Raw genomic sequence first — 20,374 nt, 5'->3', positions numbered from 1 at the left:
ATGTATATAACATAACTGTGGAACATAATTGGGAGAATATCGATGAAGTTAGGACTCGGATTCCTGATTGCGGCTGCTTTGATTGCGGCGCCCTCGTTGCTGACGGCCCAGGAAAAAGGCGGCGTTATTAATGTCGCGACGATCGGCGAGCCGCCGACGCTCGATCCAATGACTTCCACCGCAGATCTCGTCGGTATCGTCACCCAACATATCTTCGAAACGCTCTACACCTTCGACAAGGGATGGAACGTCACGCCGCTGCTTGCCGAAAGCCTGCCTGAGATCAGTGCCGACGGCAAAACCTACACGATCAAACTCAGGACCGGCCTCAAGTTCCACGACGGCAGCGTCATGACTTCCGACGATGTGGTCGCCTCGTTGAACCGCTGGATCAAGCTGGCATCGCGCGGCAAGCAGGCGGGCGGCTTCATCGAATCAATCACCGCCCAGGATCCGGCGACCATCGTCATCAAGCTGAAGCAGCCCTATGCCCCGCTCACTTCGCTGCTTGCTTTCAACAACTCCGCCGCCATCATCATTCCGGCCAGCAAGCAGGCGGACACGATGACCGATTTCATCGGCACCGGCCCTTATATGCTGAAGGAGCGCAAGCCGGACCAGTATATCCAGTTGGTTCGTTTCGACGGCTACAAGCCGCGCGATGGCGAGAGCAACGGTTACGGCGGCGCCCGCCATCAATATCTAGACGAAATCCGCTTCGTCCCCGTTCCCGACGCCAATACCCGCGTCGAGGCGGCTATTTCCGGCCAGTACGACTATATTGACAGTCTTCCGGTCGAATCCTTCGACAAGCTGAAGTCCGCTTCGGCGACCCAGCCGCTGCTCCTGAAGCCGTTCGGCTATCCGGTCTTCGTCTTCAATACCGCCGACGGCATCACGAAGAATGTCGCGATCCGCAAAGCGATCCGTCAGGCGCTCAGCATGGAAGATATGCTGGCGGCAGCCTTCGGCAGCACAAATTTCTATACGGTTGACGGCAACATGTACCCTGCCCCCTTTACCTGGAGCACGGATGCCGGCGTCAAAGGGAACTACAACGTCGCCGATCCGGAAGGTGCTGCGACTGCCGCCAAGGCGGCAGGTTACAAGGGCGAACCGATCCGCATCCTGACCAGCCGCCAGTACGAGTTCCATTACAAGATGGCGCAGGTTGCGGCCGAATATCTGAAACAGGCAGGCTTCACGGTAGACCTTCAGGTGGTCGACTGGGCGACGCTGACCCAACGCCGTGCTGACAAGGCGCTGTGGGACATCTATATCAGCCACAGCCCCTTCCTGCCGGAACCGGCGCTCATCGGCACGCTGTCGCCAAGCTCGCCCGGTTGGTGGACGACGCCGACGAGCAAGGCCGCGATCGACGCATTCAACACAGAGGTCGACCCCAAGAAGCGCGTCGAACTTTGGGCGAATGTTCAAAAGACCATCTATGATGAAGCTCCCATGATGAAGATCGGCGATTTCAACGCCGTTGCAGCGATCTCCACCAAGCTTCAGGGCGTGGACCCCGCGCCATGGCCCTACTTCTGGAACGCATCGATCAAGAAATAAGCCTCCCAAGGCGCTCGGGCGCCGGTCGCGGCCGGCGCCCGTTCCCGATCCTGTCCGTTTGCAGACCTAGAGCAATTCCAGGAAAAGTGCGCAGCGGTTTTCCATCCGGAATTGCGAGAGAACAAAGAAATAGAGTGGCTCCGCCGGTCGAAGAAAAGCGGAACCGATGTGGGAACCGACCCAATGATACGCTACATCCTTCAACGTCTCGCGGGCATGATCGTCGTGATGTTTCTCGTCGTCACGATCGTTTTCGTGATCGTGCGCGTGACCCCCGGCGATCCGGCCGCCGTCATGCTCGGCCCGGATGCGACCGCGCAGGATATTGCCGAACTGCGAACCCGGCTTGGCCTCGACCAGTCCATCGTCGTCCAATACCTGTTCTATGTCGGGCAGTTGCTGAAGGGCGATCTCGGCCAATCGATCTTCCTCAATATTCCGGTTTCCTCCGCGCTTCTTGAACGCGCCGAGCCGACCTTTTTTCTGACGCTATTTTCGCTCCTCATCGCAGGCGTCATCGCATTGCCGATCGGCATCTATGCCGCCTACCGGCGCGGATCGCTCGTCGATCAGGCTTCTATGGCGATCGGCATGCTGGCTGCAAGCATTCCAAGCTTCTGGCTTGGCCTCATCCTGATGCAGGTCTTCGCGGTGCGCCTGGGAGTGTTCCCGGTGTCCGGCTATGGCGGGCCAGGCGCAAGCTTCCTGGATCGCATGTATCTTCTGACACTTCCGGCCGTAGCACTCGGTCTCGTCTCCTCGGCGCTGATCCTGCGCTTCACCCGCGCATCGATGCTCGACGTGCTCGGCGACGACTATATCCGCACCGCTCGTGCCAAAGGGCTGATCGAACGCCGCGTCGTTCTCAAACATGCGCTGAAGAACGCGCTCATTCCAATCCTGACCGTTCTGGGGCTGACGGCTGCCGTACTGATTTCCGGCGCTGTCGTCACCGAGACCGTCTTCGGCCTGCCAGGCGTCGGAAGCCTCGTCGTCTCGGCTGTGCTGCGTCGCGACTATCCGGTGATCCAGGGGGCCCTGCTCGTCATCGCCGGTCTCTACGTCCTGATCAATTTTGCGATCGACATGCTCTACCTGCTGGTTGATCCGAGGGTACGCTACTGATGGCCGATATCGCAACCGATACACCAAAGCAGGCACAGAGCGAGCGAAGCAAGTTCCTTCGCCGGCTTCTGAAGCGCAAGACCGTCGCCGCCGGCCTCATTGTGCTGACGATCTTCGTGCTGCTTGCCATCCTCGCCCCCTGGGTCGCGCCCTATTCGCCCTCGAAACTCTCGATCGTCAATCGACTGAAGCCCCCAAGTGGGGTTTACTGGTTCGGCACCGACGAATTCGGCCGCGATATCTTCTCCCGCACCATCTATGCAGGACGATTGTCGCTGCTCGTCGGAGCAGCCGTCGTGGCGCTGTCGGCGGTGATCGGTGTCACGTTGGGCCTGCTCGCCGGTTTCTTCCAAAGGCTCGACACGCCGATCGCCCGCCTCATCGACGCGATGATGGCATTTCCCGATATCCTGCTTGCCATCGCGCTTGTCGCAGCCCTCGGCCCGTCGCTGACGACTGTTATCGTCGCGCTGTCGATCGTGTACGCACCGCGGCTGGCCCGCATCGTCCGTGCCTCGACGCTTGTCATCCGCGAACTCCCCTACGTGGAGGCGGCAAAGGCTCTCGGCATATCGACGTTTCACATCATGACTCGGCATGTCCTTCGAAACCTCCTGTCGCCGATCCTGGTGCAGGGCTCGTTTCTCTTTGCGAGCGCCATGCTGGCCGAAGCCGGGCTGTCGTTTCTGGGCCTCGGTGTCAGCCCCGAAATCCCGACTTGGGGAACCATGATCGCCGCCGGCCGCCAATATATCGGCCAGGCCGACTGGATGACCTATTTCCCTGGCTTTGCCATCATTCTCTCGGTGCTCTCGCTGCAAATGGTTGGCGACGGCTTGCGGGACATGCTCGATCCAAGACTTCGAAAGGACCTGTAAATGACCGGTGAAAAAGCGGGCAAGCCGCTCCTCCTCACCAATGTGAAGCCCGTGGCTTTCGGTGGCGATACCGCCGCCGGCGTCATCGACATTCTCGTCGGCGCTGATGGCAGGATCGCCGCGCTTGGCCCGCAGCTTGCCGCTCCCGGTGATGTCGAACGCGTCGACGGCAAGGGCGCCTGGATCTCTCCCGGCTGGGTCGACCTGCACGTCCATATCTGGCATGGCGGCACGGATATCTCGATCCGCCCCTCCGAATGCGGCGCCGAGCGCGGTGTCACGACGCTGGTCGATGCAGGTTCGGCCGGCGAAGCCAATTTTCATGGCTTTCGCGAATACATCATCGAACCGTCCAGGGAGCGCATCAAGGCCTTCCTCAATCTCGGTTCGATCGGCCTCGTTGCCTGCAATCGCGTCCCCGAATTGCGTGATATCAAGGACATCGACCTCGACCGCATCCTCGAATGCTATGCCGAAAACAGCGAGCATATCGTCGGCATCAAGGTCCGTGCCAGCCATGTGATCACCGGCTCCTGGGGGGCCACACCCGTCAAGCTCGGCAAGAAGATCGCCAAGATCCTGAAGGTGCCGATGATGGTCCATGTCGGCGAGCCGCCCGCGCTCTACGACGAAGTGCTCGAAATTCTCGGGCCGGGCGATGTCGTCACCCACTGCTTCAACGGCAAGGCCGGGTCGAGCATCATGGAGGATGAGGACCTCTACAATCTCGCCGAGCGCTGCGCCGGCGAAGGCATCCGGCTCGATATCGGCCATGGAGGCGCCTCTTTCTCCTTCAAGGTCGCGGAAGCCGCGATCAAGCGCGGCTTGCTGCCCTACTCGATCTCGACCGACCTGCACGGCCACTCCATGAACTTCCCGGTCTGGGATCTCGCGACTACCATGTCGAAGCTGCTCTCGGTCGGCATGCCCTTCAACAAGGTCGTGGACGCTGTCACCCATGCGCCGGCCTCGGTCATCAAGCTTTCGATGGACAACCGGCTGTCGGTCGGTGAGCGCGCCGACTTCACCATCTTCGATCTCGTGGATGCGGATCTCGAAGCGACCGATTCCAATGGCGACGTCTCGCGCCTGCAGAAGCTATTCGAACCGCGTTACGCGATCATCGGCGCGGAGGCGATCACCGCCAGCCGCTACGTGCCCCGCGCCCGCAAGCTCGTCCGCCACAGCCATGGCTACTCGTGGCGCTAATCAAACACCAGGCTCGCATAGCAGGAGCATACGTGAACACGTCCCCAACACAGGCCGCTTCAGCAGCGCAAACACCTTACCAGCGACTGGCGGCACTCGGCATCGAGCTTCCACCGCCGCCGCCGCCGATCGCCAATTTCGTCACCCATGTTCGGGAAGGCAACGTGCTCTATCTGTCGGGTCAAGGGCCGCGGGAGCTGGACGGCTACCTCCATTCCGGCAAGGTCGGCGGTAATGTCGGCGTCGACCGGGCCTATCAGCATGCGCGGCTGACGGGCATCAACCTGCTTGCCGTCATGCACAGTGCACTCGGCGACCTTTCCCGGGTGAAGCGGGTGGTGAAACTGCTCGGTATGGTGAATGCCGTGCCGCATTTCGAAGATCATCCAAGCGTCATCAACGGCTGCTCGGATCTCTTCATCGAAGTCTTCGGCGAGGCGGGCCAACATGCCCGTTCTGCTGTCGGCTTCGGCTCGCTTCCCGGCAATATCACCGTCGAAATCGAAGCGATCGTGTCGCTCAACGACTAGTTTTTACGCAATTCCGGACGCAAAACCGCGTCGCGCTTTTGCTGGAATTGCTCAAAGGAGGACGAATTCAGTGGTTGCGCCAGCCCATCAGCTTTTCGATGCGCTCGGCAGCCGCGCGCACCTGCTCGCCATAATGGTCGCCGTCGGAAACGGCTTTCTGTTCGGGAAGCACGATCGAAATGGTCGCGACGCATTGGCCTTCGCGATCGACGACCGGCGAGGCAATACAGGCAACCGCATAATCGGATTCCGCCACCTGGATGGACAAGCGCTCCTCAAACGCTTTGCCCGCGGCATCAGAAAGTACGCCAGCGTCAATCTCGGCCCGACCGGTCGGCGAGGTGCGGGCACAGTGCTTGAAAAGTTCGATCCTTTCCTCTTCTGGCAAGTGGCCGACCAACAATCGGCCCGAGGCAGTCCAGTTGAGGGGCACGCGGGTTCCGACACGGGAAGCGACCTGGAAATGGCTTGGTCCGTCCGCCATCGCCAGCACCAGCATGTTGTCGCCGTCGCGGCCGCAGACTTGCACCGTCTCGCTCGCCTGACGGCAAAGATCGTGCATTTCGCGCGTGGCGACGCTCATGAAATCCAGCGACCGGGCATAGGCAAGACCGTAGTGGTAGAGACGCGCCCCGAGCCAGACGGAGCCGTCGGCATTGCGGCCAAGCATGTTCTTTTCAACCAGATCGTCGATGATCACATAGACAGTCGAAAGCGGTGCCTTGATCGCCTTGGCAATCGCATAGGGTCCAGCTGGCGCGCCGGTTTCATAGAGATAATCGATCACCTGCAGCGCGCGGTCGATGCCGCTCACGCGCGAACGGCGCGCGCCTTTCGTTTCCGCTTCCCCGATAGAATCGGCGTCTTCAGGGGGTGCGGCGGGTAAGGTCTTGGCGTCCAAATCAACGCTCCTCGTGAGATTTCGAGAAGCTATTACATTACTATGGCATAACTGTCGATGACAATCGCCAGTCGTCACTTTGGAGAGATAGAATGTCCGATGATATCCGTAGCAAGATCGGCCTGAGGCCCGTCATCAACGTATCAGGCACCATGACGAGCCTCGGCGCATCGATCGTCGTGCCCGAAGCCATTGCGGCGATGACGGCGATCCTCCCACAATTCGTCGAGATCAACGACCTCCAGCGCAAGGCCAGCGCCGTTATCGCCCGGCTGACGGGCGGCGAGGCGGGCTTCGTGACGGCATCCTGCTCCTCCGGCATCAGCCTCGCCGTCGCCGGCGCCATCACAGGTAACAACCTGCTTGCCATTGAGAAGCTGCCTGATGCCGCACCGGACAAGAACGAAGTCATCGTGCAGACGGGCCATGTGGTGAGCTACGGCGCCCCCGTGGATCAGGCGATCCGCCTTGCCGGCGGCAAGGTCGTGCTGATCGGTCAGGCAACATCGACGCATCGCTTCCACATGGAAAACGCCATAAGCGAGAAGACGGCGGCAGCCGTCTATGTCGTCTCCCATCATGTGGTCGATTACGGCCTGCTGCACCTGACCGAGTTCGTCGAGATCGCGCATGCCAAGGGCGTGCCTGTCATCGTCGATGCCGCTTCGGAATATGACCTCAAGCTCTTCCTGGCGCAGGGCGCCGACATCGCCCTCTATTCCGGCCATAAGTTCCTCGGCGGCCCGACATCCGGCATCGTTGCCGGCAAGAAGGAGCTGGTGCGCAACGCCTTCCTGCAGAACATGGGCATCGGCCGCGGCATGAAGGTCGGAAAGGAAAGCATTTATGGCACCATGGCCGCGCTGGAGGCCTGGGAAAAGCGTGACCATGCCGGCATCCGCGAACGAGAGACCGGCTATCTGAACCTATGGAATCGAACGCTCGACGGCCGCCCCGGTGTCACCGCCCTGATCGAACCCGATCCCACCAACAACCCGCTCGACCGCATGCGCGTTATCATCTCGGCGCCCGAGGCGCATATCACCGCCTGGGATCTTGCGGCGGCGCTGGCCCGCGGCAACCCGCCCATCATCGTGCGGGACCACGAGGTGGAGCATCACTATTTTTATCTCGATCCATGCAACCTGCATCCCGGCCAGGAGACGATCGTGGCAACCAGGCTTGCCGAGGAACTCGACAAGGCACGCGCCTCCAACGAGATCATCGCGACGCCGATCGAAAACCGCAGCCGGCATCGCTTCGACAGCGTGCTGAACTGGCCGGACTGAACTGTGGCAGGGATCGCAAGAAGGGAGCAAACATGAGTACGTCGCAGGCAAAGGCCGAAGGGGCCGTCGAACCCATCCTCTCCGTCGAGAACCTCACCACCTCATTTCTGGTGGATGGCGCATGGATACCTGTGGTGCGCAATATATCCTTCTCGGTTGCACCGGGCGAGACGGTGGCGATCGTCGGCGAGAGCGGCTCGGGCAAGAGCGTCACCTCGCTCTCGATCATGCGGCTGCTGCAGAGCGATTCGAGCCGCATCGAGGGCAAGATCATGCTCGGCGGCCGCAACCTGCTGTCTCTTCCCGAGCACGAGATGCGAAAGGTGCGCGGCAACGACGTGTCGATGATCTTCCAGGAGCCGATGACTTCTCTCAATCCGCTCTTCACCATCGGTGACCAGATTTCCGAGGCCTTGCTTTGTCACAAGGACATGTCGGCTGCGGACGCCAAGACCGAGACGATCCGGCTGCTCGACAAGGTCCGCATTCCCTCGGCCGCCTCGCGCTTCGACGAATATCCGCACCGCTTTTCCGGCGGCATGCGCCAGCGCGTCATGATCGCCATGGCGCTCGCCTCGAAGCCGAGGCTGTTGATCGCCGACGAGCCGACCACCGCTCTCGACGTCACGATCCAGGGCCAGATCCTCGATCTCATCAAGATGCTGCAGCACGAGGAAGGAACTTCCGTCCTGTTCATCACGCATGACATGGGTGTGGTGGCGGAAATCGCCGATCGCACGGTCGTCATGTATCGCGGCGAGCAGGTGGAGACAGGTGCGACGGGCGACATCTTCCATCGCGGCCAGCATCCCTATACCCGCGCGCTACTCTCGGCGGTGCCGGTGCTCGGTTCGATGCAATCCTATGACCGGCCACTACGCTTCCCCGTCGTCGATACGGCGACGGGAGAGTCCGACATGCCTGCCGAGGTGCCGGATACAGTGGCAAAGGAAAAGCCGGTTCTGCAGGTGAAGAACCTTACCAAGCGATTCGACATTCATTCGGGCCTCTTCGGAAAGCTCAGAGGCCGCGTGCATGCGGTCGAAAACGTCTCGTTCGATCTCTTTGCCGGCGAAACATTGTCGCTTGTCGGCGAATCCGGTTGCGGCAAGTCGACCACCGGACGCGCCATCATGCGGCTGATCGAGCCGCAATCCGGCTCCGTCATCGTCGACGGCCGCGACGTGCTCTCGCTTGGCAAGCGTGATATGCGCGAGATGCGCAAATCCGTGCAGATGATCTTCCAGGACCCGTTCGCCTCGCTCAATCCGCGCATGACGGTCGGTCAGGCGATTGCTGAGCCTTATCTCGAACATAGAATGGGAACGGCAAGGGAGGCGAAAGAGATCGTCGCCGACATGCTGCGCAAGGTGGGGCTGACGCCTGACATGGCCAGCCGCTATCCGCACGAATTCTCCGGCGGCCAGCGCCAGCGTATCTGTATCGCCCGCGCCCTGGCACTACAGCCGAAGGTGATCGTCGCCGACGAAAGCGTGTCTGCGCTCGACGTGTCGATCAAGGCGCAGGTCATCAACCTGATGCTCGACCTGCAGCAGAGCCTAAACCTTTCCTTCCTATTCATCTCCCACGATATGGCAGTGGTCGAACGCGTCAGCCATCGTGTCGCCGTCATGTATCTCGGCGAAATCGTCGAGATCGGCCCCCGCGCCGCCGTCTTCGGCAATCCGCAGCACGACTACACGAAGAAGCTGATGGCGGCCGTTCCAGTGCCCGACCCCGATCGCCGACGTGAGAAGCGCATGGCGGCGAGCGACGAATTGAAGAGCCCGATCCGGCCCGTCGATTATCTGGTCAAGCCACGCGAGTATCGAACCGTCTCTCCCAGCCATCTGGTTGCCGTCTGACACTTCAATTCAGATAGGCTGAGCGGCCAACATCGTCCGCAACTGCAGCAGGCGCCGGCATTGCAGGAGCTTACTTTCCCCTGCGCAACGCAGGGCTGCTATCGCGTATGAAATGACGTCGTTGCCGCGTCCGCCTTCTCCCCTCGGGGAGAAGGTGCCGTCAGGCGGATGAGGGGGTGCCTGCCAAGAGCACGAAAATCTCTCTATTCAAACCGGCAGCCCCCTCATCCGACCCTTCGGGCCACCTTCTCCCCGCCGGGGAGAAGGAACTTCCGGTGCTCATCCGTCCATATGCGATAGCCCTGCTACGCTACGGGACGCTCTTGCAAACGCACGCCGCTTTGATTAATCGTTTAACCAAGGAAACCGGAGCGCGCTCTTGGATGAGCCAGACACGCCCTTCTTCGATTCGGGAAATCGCCACCACGCTGGGTGTCTCCACGGCAACGGTCTCGAATGCCCTGCGCGGCACAGGGCGGGTGTCGCCAGCCCTTGCGGAGCAGATTCGCCTGGAAGCGGAAAGGCTGGGCTATGTGCCTGACCATGCGGGCCGGGCTCTGCGCACTGGCAAGAGCAATACGATCGGCCTGCTGGTTCCGAATATCGGCCAACCCTTGTTTCCCGCCTTTGCCCAGGCCATCGAACGAGCCGCCAAGCGGCGCGGCCTCGCCGTTCTGATTGGCGACAGTCAGGGTGAACCGCTACAGCAGGAATTCGAAATCAGGACCATGATCGCCCGCGGCGTCGATGCACTGATCGTGATACCGACGCGCGGCACGACCGTTATGCCTGAGGATGTTTCGGTGCCGGTCGCCGTCATAGACAGCGCGGCCACAACAGGCAATGTCGCCGCCAGCGACCACCGCGAGGGTGGACGTCTCATCGCCCGCCATCTGCTCGAGCTCGGTCACGACCGGCTTCTTATCCTCGCCGGCCCAGAGAATTCGCTGGTGGCGCGCGAGCGCGTCGAGGGAATGTGCGAGGTCTTCCGCCCGGCTGGGATCGAACCGGCATTGCGACACAGCGATGCGACTTTCGAAGCCGGCAGCGCCCTCGGCCATGAGCTTGATCTGCGGGATTTTACGGCCTGCGCCGCCGCCTATGACGCCCTCGCCATCGGCTTTGCCATTGCCATCAAAGACAGAGGCTGCAGCATTCCGGAAGACATGTCGCTCACCGGTTTTGATGATCTGATGTGGGCTCAAATCGTCTCCCCACCGCTCACGACCGTCCGGCAGGATCTGGAAGCGGTGGCAAACCACGCCCTCGCCTTCGTTGCCGGAGAAATCGAGACCAGCGGAATATTCCCGACGGAACTCGTCTTGCGGCAATCCACCGCGCGCCCATCCGCATTTGCCAAGGGAGGCAGACATGCCGAATGAACCCCACGACCTCCATTCGTCTGAGCTGCGCGATCGTGCCGTGCGGGCGGCGTTGGGGCTTGAGCAGTTCGATCTACTCATCATCGGCGGAACGCTCGTCGATGTCGCGACTTCGGAGATGAGGCCGGCCGATATCGGCCTTGTCGGCCCCTTGATCGCAAGCGTTCATGCCTCGGGGACAAGGAAGGACGCAAAGCAGACCATCGACGCTTCGGGGCGATTCATCACGCCCGGATTTATCGACACGCATATGCACGTCGAAAGCTCGATGGTGACGCCAAGGCGATACGCGGAAACGGTCGTCCCCCAGGGCACGACGACGGTCTGCTGGGATCCGCATGAAATCGGCAACGTTGCCGGCCTCGACGGCATTCGGTGGGCGCTTGAGGAAACACGCCAATTGCCGCTGCGCTTCCTGACCCTGGCGCCATCCTGCGTCCCTTCTGCGCCCGGCCTGGAACTTGCCGGCGCAGAATTCCGCTCAGACGAAATGGCAACCATGCTCAGCTGGCCGGAGATCTCCGGCGTTGCCGAAGTGATGAACATGCATGGGGTCCTTGAGCGAAGCGAGCCGATGCGCGGCATCGTCGAAGCAGGACTTGCAAGCGGCAAGCGCGTCTGCGGTCATGCCCGCGGGCTCGAAGGCGCGGAGTTGCAGGCCTTTGTTGCCGCAGGCATCCAATCCGATCACGAGCTCACCTCGGGCGAGGACTTGCTGGCGAAATTGCGGGCGGGCCTGACCATCGAGCTACGCGGTTCCCACGACTATGTCCTGCCTGGCGTTGTCGAAGTGCTGAAAAAGCTGCCGCATCTGCCGCAGACATTGACGATCTGCACCGACGACGTCTTCCCCGACGACCTTGTGAATGATGGCGCAATGTCATCCGTTCTAAGACGTTTGATCGGCTATGGCATGAAGCCTATCGATGCCATTCGCGCCGCCACGCTCAACGCCGCCATGTGGCTGAACCGCTACGATCTGGGGTTGGTCGCGCCCGGCCGCCGCGCCGATATCGTCATCCTCTCCGATCTCGAAAAGATCGTGGTCGACCGCGTCTATGCATCGGGGCGTGAGGTTGCCAGAGACGGCAATCTTATTGGAAGCGGCAAGAGCGTGTCCTCGGATGCCTATCGCGACACCGTAAAGCTTGAGAAACTTTCCGCCACCGACTTCACCATCACTCTGCCAGGCATGACTGATGCTCGCGTCAACACCGTCGTCAGCCCGCGATTCACGAAATGGGGACAGGCGGTCGTCAAAGTCGAAGATGGCAAGCCCGTTCTGCCTGATCACATGCTCTTGATGGCCGTCATCCACCGCCATGGCAGAAAAGAGCCGACGCCGGTCATCGGCATCCTGGAGGACTGGGGCCATTGGCGCGGTGCGCTAGCGACGACCATATCGCATGACAGCCATAACCTCACGGTCTTCGGCCGCGATCCTGCGGATATGGCTGCGGCGGCCAATGCGGTCATCGAGGCCGGCGGCGGCATGGCGACGGCGGCCGACGGCAAGGTTACGGCCGTGCTCGCCCTACCTGTCTGCGGCTTGCTGTCGGATGCGCCTGCAAAAGAGGTGGCCGACAACTTCGCCAGGCTGCGTGCCGCAGCCGATGCCATCGCTGACTGGATGCCGCCCGTTCGCACCTTCAAGGCGGTCGTCGGGGCAAGCCTTGCCTGCAACCCCGGCCCGCACGTCACCGATCTCGGGCTTACCGACGGAACCACCCAGGATATCAGACCGCTTCTGGCTGCAAGCCGAAACTGAGGTCATCAGACCGCACGGCAACGTTTGCCGACTTAGGAGATATAGACAATGGCCCCAAATACGAATGTCGGGCAACCGGATGATACGTCGGAGCCGCGGTGGAAGACCTACTTTCGCATGGGCGAGCGTAAGACCAATACGAAGACGGAAATCATTGCCGGGATGACGTCCTTCCTGGCAGCGGCCTATCTTCTCGTCGTGATCCCTTCCCTGCTTTCCGCCGGTGGCATCGACCGCGCCGCCGCGACGACCGCAACCATTCTCGTCATCATCGGCGCAACCCTGTTCATGGCGCTCTATGCCAATATGCCCTTCGTTGTCGGGCCGGGCATCGGTGGCTCGGTTCTGGTGGGGCCGACGATGGCAGCCGTGGAGCACATTCCCTGGCAAACGGGTCTTGCCATCTCCTTCTGGTCGAGTGTGATCTTCGTTCTGCTGACGGTGCTCGGCGTGCGACAAGTCATCGCTCGCATGGTTCCGGCCCAGATCAAGCTCGGGCTCGGCGCTGCGATCGGATTGTTCATCGCCCTTCTCGGCTTCAAGAATGCCGGTCTCGTCGACGTCAACGCCAAGAGCCACGCGCTCATGCTCGGCTCGTTCAGCTCCGGGCAGGCCATCATTGCCGTCTTCGGCATCTTCCTCGCCGTCTTTCTGCGCGGGCGAAAAATGCCGGGACCGATCCTCTGGGCCATCCTGGGCAGCACGCTGCTCGGCATTCCGCTCGGCGTCACCAAAGTGCCCACGGCACTCTTCGGAGCGCCGCATGGCATCTCCGAGATCGGCCTCCAGCTCGATTTCCTCGGTGCGCTGAAGATAGACTATTTCCCCTATCTTTTTGCCTTCTTCGCATCCGAGTTCTTCTCGACCCTAGGCACGACACTCGCGGTCGGCGCCAAAGCCGGTCTGGTTGACGAAGAGGGCAATATGGCGGATTTGGGCAAGCCGTTCCTCGTCGATTCGATTGCCGCCACGATCAGTCCGCTGCTCGGCATTCCCTCCGCCACGGCGCTGGTCGAGAGCGCCACCGGCGCGGAGGCAGGCGGACGCACCGGTTTTGCTTCGCTGGCAACGGCGGCTCTTTTCGCGCTCACTTTGCTTTTTACCCCGATTGCGCTAATGATCCCGGCCGCCGCCACCGCACCCGCCCTGGTCCTCGTCGGCATGTCGATGTTCAGCGCGCTGAAGCGTGTCGACCTGGAGAATTTCTCCGATGGTCTTTCCGCCCTGATGATGGTCCTTCTGACCCTGGTCTCCAATAGCTTCGGCACCGGTATCGCTGGAGGACTGCTATTCTACGTCATCGTCAAGATCTTGTCGGGAGAGGCGAGGCAGGTCTCGATCGGCATGTACCTTCTCGCCATCCCGCTTGCCTATTATTTCTGGACCGTTGCCGCTCACTGAGCGGCCACAAATCCATAAATTCCGCGTTCGCAATCCGGCATGAAACGGCGGGCCAGCGACCTGCCCGGCGATGGCCATCGATAGGGTTTGGGACGTCCTCTATTCTGTCACATCCATGTCATGAAATACGCCGACACCTCATGCCAAATCAGGAGCGGGTATCGATATGGATTATTTCAGACGTTTCAACTTTCTGTTCGCAACGCCAACCTTCGACAATGAGGACCTGGAAGGTGCCCGCTATAACCAGATCGTCGAGGAGATCGAACGCTCCGGTTTCGAGGTGGTGCGCGCGCGCAATCTCGAAGATGCCGAGATCGCGGTGCAGACCGACGCCGCGATCGGCTGCATGCTGGTCGATTGGGGCAAGAAGGGTTTAGAAGGCAAGACAGCCGCCCTCATCAACCTCATGCGCCGGCGCGGCCTCGAATTCCCCATTATTCTGCTGATCCGCCGCAAGCGCTTCGAGGATGTGCCGGTCGAGGTCCTCGATTTTATCGACGGTTACGTTTTCCTGTCGGAAGAAACGCCCGCTTTCATCGCAAAGAGCCTCATCAGCCGGCTGAAACAATATGCCGAAACATTGAAGACGCCGTTCTTCGGTGCGCTTGTCGATTACGCCGAGGAAGGCAACCACCTCTGGACCTGCCCAGGGCATAATGGCGGCATCTTCTACAGCCGCAGCCCTATCGGCCGCGTGTTCATGGAGCATCTGGGTGAAGCGGTGTTTCGCGACGATCTCGACAATTCCGTGCTCGATCTCGGTGACCTCCTGACCCATGAGGGACCAGCTCTTGCCGCGCAAAAGGAAGCGGCCAAGATTTTCGGCGCCGAAAAGACCTATTTCGTGCTGAACGGCACCTCCACGTCAAACAAGGTCGCGCTCTCGGCGCTCGTCACCGATGGCGATCTCGTGCTGTTCGACCGCAACAACCACAAAGCCGCCCATCACGGCGCCCTGATGATCTCGGGCGGCATTCCGGTCTATCTTCCGACCAGACGCAATCTCTATGGCCTGATCGGTCCTATGGATTTCGCTGAAATGGACGAGGACGCGCTGCGCAAGCGTATCCGCACCCATCCGCTGGTGAAAGATCCGGAGGCCTACAAGAAGCCCCGCCCGTTCCGCGTCGCGGTCGTGGAGCAATGCACCTATGACGGCACCATTCACAATGCCGAGATGATCCTCAAGCGGATCGGCCATCTCTGCGACTACATCCTCTTCGACGAAGCATGGGCGGGCTTCATGAAGTTTCACCCGCTTTATGCCGGGCGCTTCGCCATGGGTCTTTCCGACCTTGGCCCGGATGCGCCTGGCATTATCGCCACCCAATCCACCCATAAGCAGCTGGCAAGCTTCTCGCAGGCCTCGCAGATCCACATGAAGGATAGGCACATTACCGGCCAGAAGCGCCGCGTAGAGCACCGGCGCTTCAACGAAAGCTTCATGCAGCACGCTTCGACCTCACCCTTCTATCCGCTCTTCGCCTCGCTCGACGTCGGCGCGCAGATGATGAAGGGCCGCTCGGGCGAAGTGCTCTGGGACGACACGATCCGTCTCGGTATCGAACTGCGCAAGAAAATCCGCGCCGTGCGCCGCGAATTCGAGGAGAAAGAACATCGTCCCGAGCGCCGCTGGTTCTTCGAGCCTTTCGTGCCGGATCGGGTCGCGATCCCGGATGTGTCGAGCCCAGGCGCCGTGCATGACGTGCCGTGGGAAAGCGTCGCGACCGACCAGCTCGCCACCAATCCCGCCTTCTGGCACCTGACGCCCGACGCGGCATGGCACGGCTTTTCCGACATGGAGCCGGGCTTTGCCATGACGGACCCGAACAAGCTGACCTTGCTCACGCCGGGTTTTGATCGTCGGACGGGGAAATATACCGAACACGGCATACCGGCACCCGTAGTCGCACAATATCTGCGCGAAAACCGTATCGTCGCGGAAAAGAACGACCTCAATTCGCTGCTGTTCCTTCTGACACCCGGTGTCGAGGCCAGCAAGGCCGGCACTTTGATCAGCGGCCTTGTCGCCTTCAAAAAGCTTCATGACGACAATGCGCTGCTGGAAGAGGCAATTCCGGAATTCTATCGCCGCCGTCCCGGCCGCTATGCAGGCGTGCGCCTGCGCGATCTTTGCGCTGAAATGCACAATTTCTTCCGCCAGGCCGATGTGAGCGCCCTGCAGACAAAACAGTTTTCCGCCGAACACCTGCCGCCGATCGCCATGTCGCCGCACGATGCTGCGCGCTGCCTTGTGCGCAACGATGTCGACTATCTGCCGATCGACGCCATTGCCGGCCGCATCGCGACGACACCCTTCGTCGTCTATCCTCCGGGGATCGCGACCATCGTGCCGGGCGAGCGCCTGACAGAGCAGGCAAAGCCCATGATCGATTATCTCAAGATGTTTGAAACCTGCTTCAACACCTTCCCCGGTTTCGAGGTGGAGATCCAGGGGCTCTATCGCGAGATTGATGCATCCGGCAAAATCCGGCTCTATACCTACGTCGTCGCGGAATAGGCTGGAAAATTCGGATTGGTCATGAAGCAGGATAAAACAATCATCGTTCGCCCGTCCCGGGAGAGCGACGTCGATGCCATGCTGGCAATCTATCGCCGCCATATTCATCGCGGCGTCGAGGCCGGGGTTGATGATAGCGACACGCCGCAGCCGGATGATCTGCGCGAACGGCGCAAGAATCTGAAGGACAAACGCTTCCCGCATGTCGTTGCGATCGAGGGTGAGAAGGTTGTCGGCTATGCCTATGTAGTGCTGTTTCGCAAGCGCCCGGCCTATCGCTACACCGTCAAGCATTCGATCTATGTGCATCACGACCATGTCGGCCAGGGTGTCGGGAGCCTGCTGATGCGCGGACTGATCGACGCCTGCGCGGCGGCCGGCTTCCGGCAGATGATCGGCTATATCGACGCCGACAACGCAGCCTCTCTCGCCTTGCACGAGCGCTTCGGCTTCGTTCGCGTCGGCCTTCTGCCAGCCGTTGCCTATCGCTACGGCCGCTGGGCCGATACCGTGATGGTCCAGCGCTCGCTCGGTCCCGGCTCAACCACGCAGCCGCCTCCGCCGCCGCTCTCCACCCGCTGAAGCAAAGCGGGCCTATACCGGCTGCGTTTGAGCTGGCATGAAGCCCAAAACGAAATCCACGACCTTCGACGCGGACATTTCGCAGGGCTTGAGGGTGAGGCTTGCTCCGGAGAGGACATAGAGATTGAAGCTGACGATATCGGTCCCGCCGAGCTCCTCGCCATAGAGCCAAACTCGCTTACCGTCAGCCGATCGCTTGACCGTGACACCCCAGGGGCGACCTCGAAAACGCCCCTCCGAATAGCCGTCGGACAGCTTTGCAAGCGCAGCTTCGAAGTCCGACAGCGCGCCGTCCGTCATGGCGCCAGGCATTCGTCACATATGCCGCAGCCGTCCTCATCCATCTTTCGTGCAGATCGCTGCTTTTGGCAGCATAGGCACGCGGTTCCGTTAGATCGAGATTCCTCGTCATGCTCGGGCGGAAGGATTTCCATCAGCAGGTTGGAAAGGGATTCGGTTGCGATTTGGCCCATTGTGAGGCTCCGTATTGGGGGACGGACAAGAAATAAGAAGCCTCGAAGGCATCTCAAGGTGGCACTTGCAAATGACTGCCGCGGAGAGATTTGCCTGCGTCTTTCCGGCACGGCAACGGAGCCGGTTTGATATCGTGATAAGCGATGATATGTTCTGTATTTGTTTCGGATTCTGCAATTGAAGGGCCCATGCTTGAACCTGCAGCATGATGACCGAGATCGCCATGAATGACGCCAACGCAACCCCCGTCCGAAAGATCATCCATGTGGATATGGATGCGTTCTATGCGTCGGTCGAACAGCGGGACAATCCCGAGCTGCGCGGCAAGCCGCTTGCGGTCGGCGGGTCAGCTGCACGCGGCGTCGTGGCGGCCGCAAGCTACGAGGCCCGCGCCTTCGGCGTTCACTCGGCGATGCCGTCGGTCACGGCAAAACGCAAATGTCCGAATCTGATTTTCGTGCCGCCGCGCTTCGATGTCTACAGGGCAGTGTCGCAGCAGATCCGCGAGATCTTTGCCGAATATACGTCGATGATCGAGCCGCTGTCGCTCGACGAGGCCTATCTCGACGTCACCCAGAACAACAAGGGCATGGAAATCGCCACCGAGATCGCGCTGGAGATCCGGACCAAGATCAAGCAGGTCACCGGCCTCAATGCTTCGGCCGGCATTTCCTACAACAAATTCCTCGCCAAAATGGCAAGCGACCTCAACAAGCCCAACGGCCAGGCTGTCATTACGCCAAAGAACGGGCCGGCCTTCGTCGAAACGCTTCCCGTCAAGAAGTTCCACGGCGTCGGGCCGGCGACCGCCGAGCGCATGCACAAATACGGGATCGAAACCGGGCTGGATCTGAAATCGAAATCCCTCGCCTTCCTGCAGGAGCATTTCGGAAAGGCAGGCCCCTATTTCTACGGCATTGCCCGCGGCATCGACGAACGCCAGGTGAAGCCCGACCGTATCCGCAAATCCATTGGCGCAGAGGATACGTTCGCCGAGGATATCGACGATCTCGAGCTGGCGACGGCGGAGCTGCGGCCCTTAGCGCAGAAGGTCTGGCGCTACTGCGAAACAGGCGGTTTCAGCGCCAAGACGGTGACCGTGAAGATCAAATATTCGGACTTCACCCAGGCGACACGCAGTCGGACAAGCTCGCTGCCGGTCGCAGACGCTGGCGCTGTTCTCGAGACAGCGTCGGCGCTTCTGGCAACCGTCCATCCGTTTGCGCGGCCGATCCGGCTGCTCGGCATCACGCTTTCGTCTTTGACGAACGAAGAGGCCGGCGATGGGAGCTTACAGCCCCAACTCGATCTCGGCATCTGAGGGATGCTGATCCTCAGCGGTCACAATGGCGGTCTAATCTTTCCGCCCAAAGCAACGGAAACGGACAACTGCGGCCATCAAAGCGAAAAATCATCACGGCCAGAGCCGCTCCTTCAGCCAGCCCGCCTTTCCACGCCGGTATCGCAAGCGATGGTGACTACGCTCGGCATCGCCCTGCCAGAATTCGACCTCATGCGGCATGACGATGAAAAGCGCCCAATTTGCAGCGACAAGGTCGGGCTCGTCCCGCAACCGCCGATGCTGCAGTGCCAATGCGTCGTCGAGCTCCTGCGATGAACCCAGAAGCTCGCTCTGCCGCTCGGTCAGGGCGACGGCCTTGGCGCCCGGCGCACGTGCACGGAAATCGGCATACCGCTCATGCGCCTCGGCCTGAAACGCCATGCCGCGCAGCCGCACCTGCCGCCCGAGCTGCGGCCAGTAGAAGGTGAGTGACACAGAGGGATTGGCGGCAATCTGCCGGCCTTTCGGCCCGCTGCCTGTTGTTGCGAAGTGCCAGCCACGCTGGTCGAGGTTCTTCAGAATGAGAACGCGAGCATCCGGTACGCCATCCTCGTCGACCGTGGAAAGCACCATGGCATGCGGTTCCTTGATATCAGCCTCGATGGCATCGCGCAGCCAGTCGGAAAACAGGTCTCGCGGATTGTCGGGTGTCAGATCCGCCTCGAATGACGGAAACGGCCCGGCCAGGGACTTTAGTATGCGCAATTCGTCTCTCACGGCACTCTCCTCAAGGTTTCGCGATAATGAGACGCAGCGAGCCTTCGAAGAAGGGCTGCGTGCGGAGGGCGCCATAACGGCGATCCCAGGATCCGTCGATGAGATCGCGGCCAAGTTCGGCGACAAAACGCTCACCAACGGAGGCATCGACAAAGCTCCATGCCGAATTGGCAAGCCGCGCGCCGGGATCAAGCATTCGTTCCGGCCTGCCATAATAGGCTTCGCCGAAGCCATCGACGCAATTCAGCGGGATCGGCACCGCCTTGATCTCCGAATTGCCGCCGAGTGCGGCCGCGATCCTTGCCATCTCCGGATAACGTCGTGCCTCGACCGCAATCATTTCAGGCGCATAGGTGTGTAGCCACGACCGTTCCAGCAAATGCGGATCGCAGCTCAACACCAGGACAGGGCCGCGGGTGACGCGCCGCATCTCGGCAAGCCCTCGGTCGAGATCGGACCATTGATGCACCGTGAAGGTCGCCATTGCCGCGTCGAAACTCCGATCGGCAAAAGGAAGATGTTCCGCCGTCCCGTCGATCGCGACCGGGAGATGCGCCGGCCGTTGGGCGCGCATGGAGGCCGACGGCTCGACGGCCGTCACCTGCCGGTCGACGGGCTCATAGGAACCAGCGCCGGCACCGACATTCAACACGGTTTCCGCATCGCCGAGAGCGGCGCGGATGAATTCGGCTATATGGGGGTCCGGCTGGCGATAATGGATATAACCCGATCCGATCACGCCGTAATTCGCATCGCCTGCACTGCCATCCTGATATCTGCCTTGCACCTCATGCCTCCGTTGCTTTGTCAGACAAAGC

17 protein-coding genes are annotated in these 20,374 nt (G+C 60.8%); 13 read left to right on the top strand and 4 right to left on the bottom strand.

Annotated features, from left to right (window positions below; translation table 11 throughout):
- Positions 1-42: 42 nt before the first annotated feature.
- From PH562_RS28840 to PH562_RS28820, 5 genes are all read left to right on the top strand, one after another.
- A complete protein-coding gene (locus PH562_RS28840; RefSeq protein WP_285177202.1) occupies positions 43-1,569 on the top strand; it encodes an ABC transporter substrate-binding protein in 1,527 nt (508 codons plus the stop codon).
- A gap of 183 nt (positions 1,570-1,752) precedes the next feature.
- Positions 1,753-2,694 carry an ABC transporter permease gene (locus tag PH562_RS28835; protein WP_285177201.1) on the top strand — a complete coding sequence of 314 codons (942 nt, stop codon included), beginning with the start codon at positions 1,753-1,755 and terminating at the stop codon, positions 2,692-2,694.
- Positions 2,694-3,572: an ABC transporter permease gene (locus tag PH562_RS28830; RefSeq protein ID WP_285177199.1), complete on the top strand. Its 879-nt coding sequence runs from the start codon at positions 2,694-2,696 to the stop codon at positions 3,570-3,572. Before PH562_RS28835 ends, PH562_RS28830 begins: the two co-directional genes overlap by 1 nt.
- Positions 3,573-4,781 (top strand): amidohydrolase/deacetylase family metallohydrolase, encoded by a 1,209-nt coding sequence (locus PH562_RS28825; protein ID WP_285177198.1) that lies wholly within the window; start codon positions 3,573-3,575, stop codon positions 4,779-4,781.
- Positions 4,782-4,798: 17 nt separating this feature from the next.
- Positions 4,799-5,311: a RidA family protein gene (locus tag PH562_RS28820; RefSeq protein WP_483315394.1), complete on the top strand. Its 513-nt coding sequence runs from the start codon at positions 4,799-4,801 to the stop codon at positions 5,309-5,311.
- A gap of 67 nt (positions 5,312-5,378) precedes the next feature.
- Here PH562_RS28820 and PH562_RS28815 read toward each other — a convergent pair whose 3' ends face one another.
- Positions 5,379-6,212, bottom strand: a complete 834-nt coding sequence (locus PH562_RS28815; protein WP_483315393.1) for an IclR family transcriptional regulator — start codon at positions 6,210-6,212, stop codon at positions 5,379-5,381.
- Between the two features lie 92 nt (positions 6,213-6,304).
- Between PH562_RS28815 and PH562_RS28810 the strand changes: the two genes are divergently transcribed.
- The 7 genes from PH562_RS28810 (at position 6,305) to PH562_RS28780 (ending at position 17,023) form a co-directional block, all read left to right on the top strand.
- On the top strand, positions 6,305-7,501 hold the full coding sequence (locus PH562_RS28810; RefSeq protein ID WP_285177195.1) for an aminotransferase class V-fold PLP-dependent enzyme: 1,197 nt from the start codon (positions 6,305-6,307) through the stop codon (positions 7,499-7,501).
- Positions 7,502-7,533: 32 nt separating this feature from the next.
- Entirely contained in the window at positions 7,534-9,366 is a 1,833-nt protein-coding gene (locus PH562_RS28805) for an ABC transporter ATP-binding protein (protein ID WP_285177194.1), read from the top strand.
- A 383-nt stretch (positions 9,367-9,749) separates the two neighbouring features.
- Positions 9,750-10,748 carry a LacI family DNA-binding transcriptional regulator gene (locus PH562_RS28800; RefSeq protein ID WP_285177192.1) on the top strand — a complete coding sequence of 333 codons (999 nt, stop codon included), beginning with the start codon at positions 9,750-9,752 and terminating at the stop codon, positions 10,746-10,748.
- Positions 10,738-12,516 carry an adenine deaminase gene (locus PH562_RS28795; RefSeq protein ID WP_285177190.1) on the top strand — a complete coding sequence of 593 codons (1,779 nt, stop codon included), beginning with the start codon at positions 10,738-10,740 and terminating at the stop codon, positions 12,514-12,516. Before PH562_RS28800 ends, PH562_RS28795 begins: the two co-directional genes overlap by 11 nt.
- 48 nt (positions 12,517-12,564) lie before the next feature.
- Positions 12,565-13,917, top strand: a complete 1,353-nt coding sequence (locus PH562_RS28790) for an NCS2 family permease (protein ID WP_285177189.1) — start codon at positions 12,565-12,567, stop codon at positions 13,915-13,917.
- A 166-nt stretch (positions 13,918-14,083) separates the two neighbouring features.
- Positions 14,084-16,441: an Orn/Lys/Arg family decarboxylase gene (locus PH562_RS28785; protein ID WP_285177188.1), complete on the top strand. Its 2,358-nt coding sequence runs from the start codon at positions 14,084-14,086 to the stop codon at positions 16,439-16,441.
- A gap of 21 nt (positions 16,442-16,462) precedes the next feature.
- Positions 16,463-17,023, top strand: a complete 561-nt coding sequence (locus tag PH562_RS28780) for a GNAT family N-acetyltransferase (protein ID WP_095438591.1) — start codon at positions 16,463-16,465, stop codon at positions 17,021-17,023.
- A gap of 12 nt (positions 17,024-17,035) precedes the next feature.
- Here PH562_RS28780 and PH562_RS28775 read toward each other — a convergent pair whose 3' ends face one another.
- Positions 17,036-17,335, bottom strand: a complete 300-nt coding sequence (locus PH562_RS28775; protein WP_285177187.1) for a hypothetical protein — start codon at positions 17,333-17,335, stop codon at positions 17,036-17,038.
- A 367-nt stretch (positions 17,336-17,702) separates the two neighbouring features.
- Here PH562_RS28775 and dinB point away from each other — a divergent pair, with 367 nt between their 5' ends.
- Positions 17,703-18,818: a DNA polymerase IV gene (gene dinB, locus PH562_RS28770; protein WP_483315392.1), complete on the top strand. Its 1,116-nt coding sequence runs from the start codon at positions 17,703-17,705 to the stop codon at positions 18,816-18,818.
- Between the two features lie 93 nt (positions 18,819-18,911).
- Here dinB and PH562_RS28765 read toward each other — a convergent pair whose 3' ends face one another.
- Entirely contained in the window at positions 18,912-19,556 is a 645-nt protein-coding gene (locus PH562_RS28765) for a pyridoxine/pyridoxamine 5'-phosphate oxidase (RefSeq protein WP_285177185.1), read from the bottom strand.
- 10 nt (positions 19,557-19,566) lie between these two features.
- Positions 19,567-20,343: a class I SAM-dependent methyltransferase gene (locus PH562_RS28760; RefSeq protein ID WP_285177183.1), complete on the bottom strand. Its 777-nt coding sequence runs from the start codon at positions 20,341-20,343 to the stop codon at positions 19,567-19,569.
- Positions 20,344-20,374: the final 31 nt, after the last annotated feature.

The organism is Rhizobium centroccidentale, assembly GCF_030182565.1.
GTDB lineage: Bacteria > Pseudomonadota > Alphaproteobacteria > Rhizobiales > Rhizobiaceae > Rhizobium.
The sequence above is the reverse complement of the archived record's forward strand: the minus strand, read 5'-3'. Positions and strand labels throughout refer to the sequence as shown.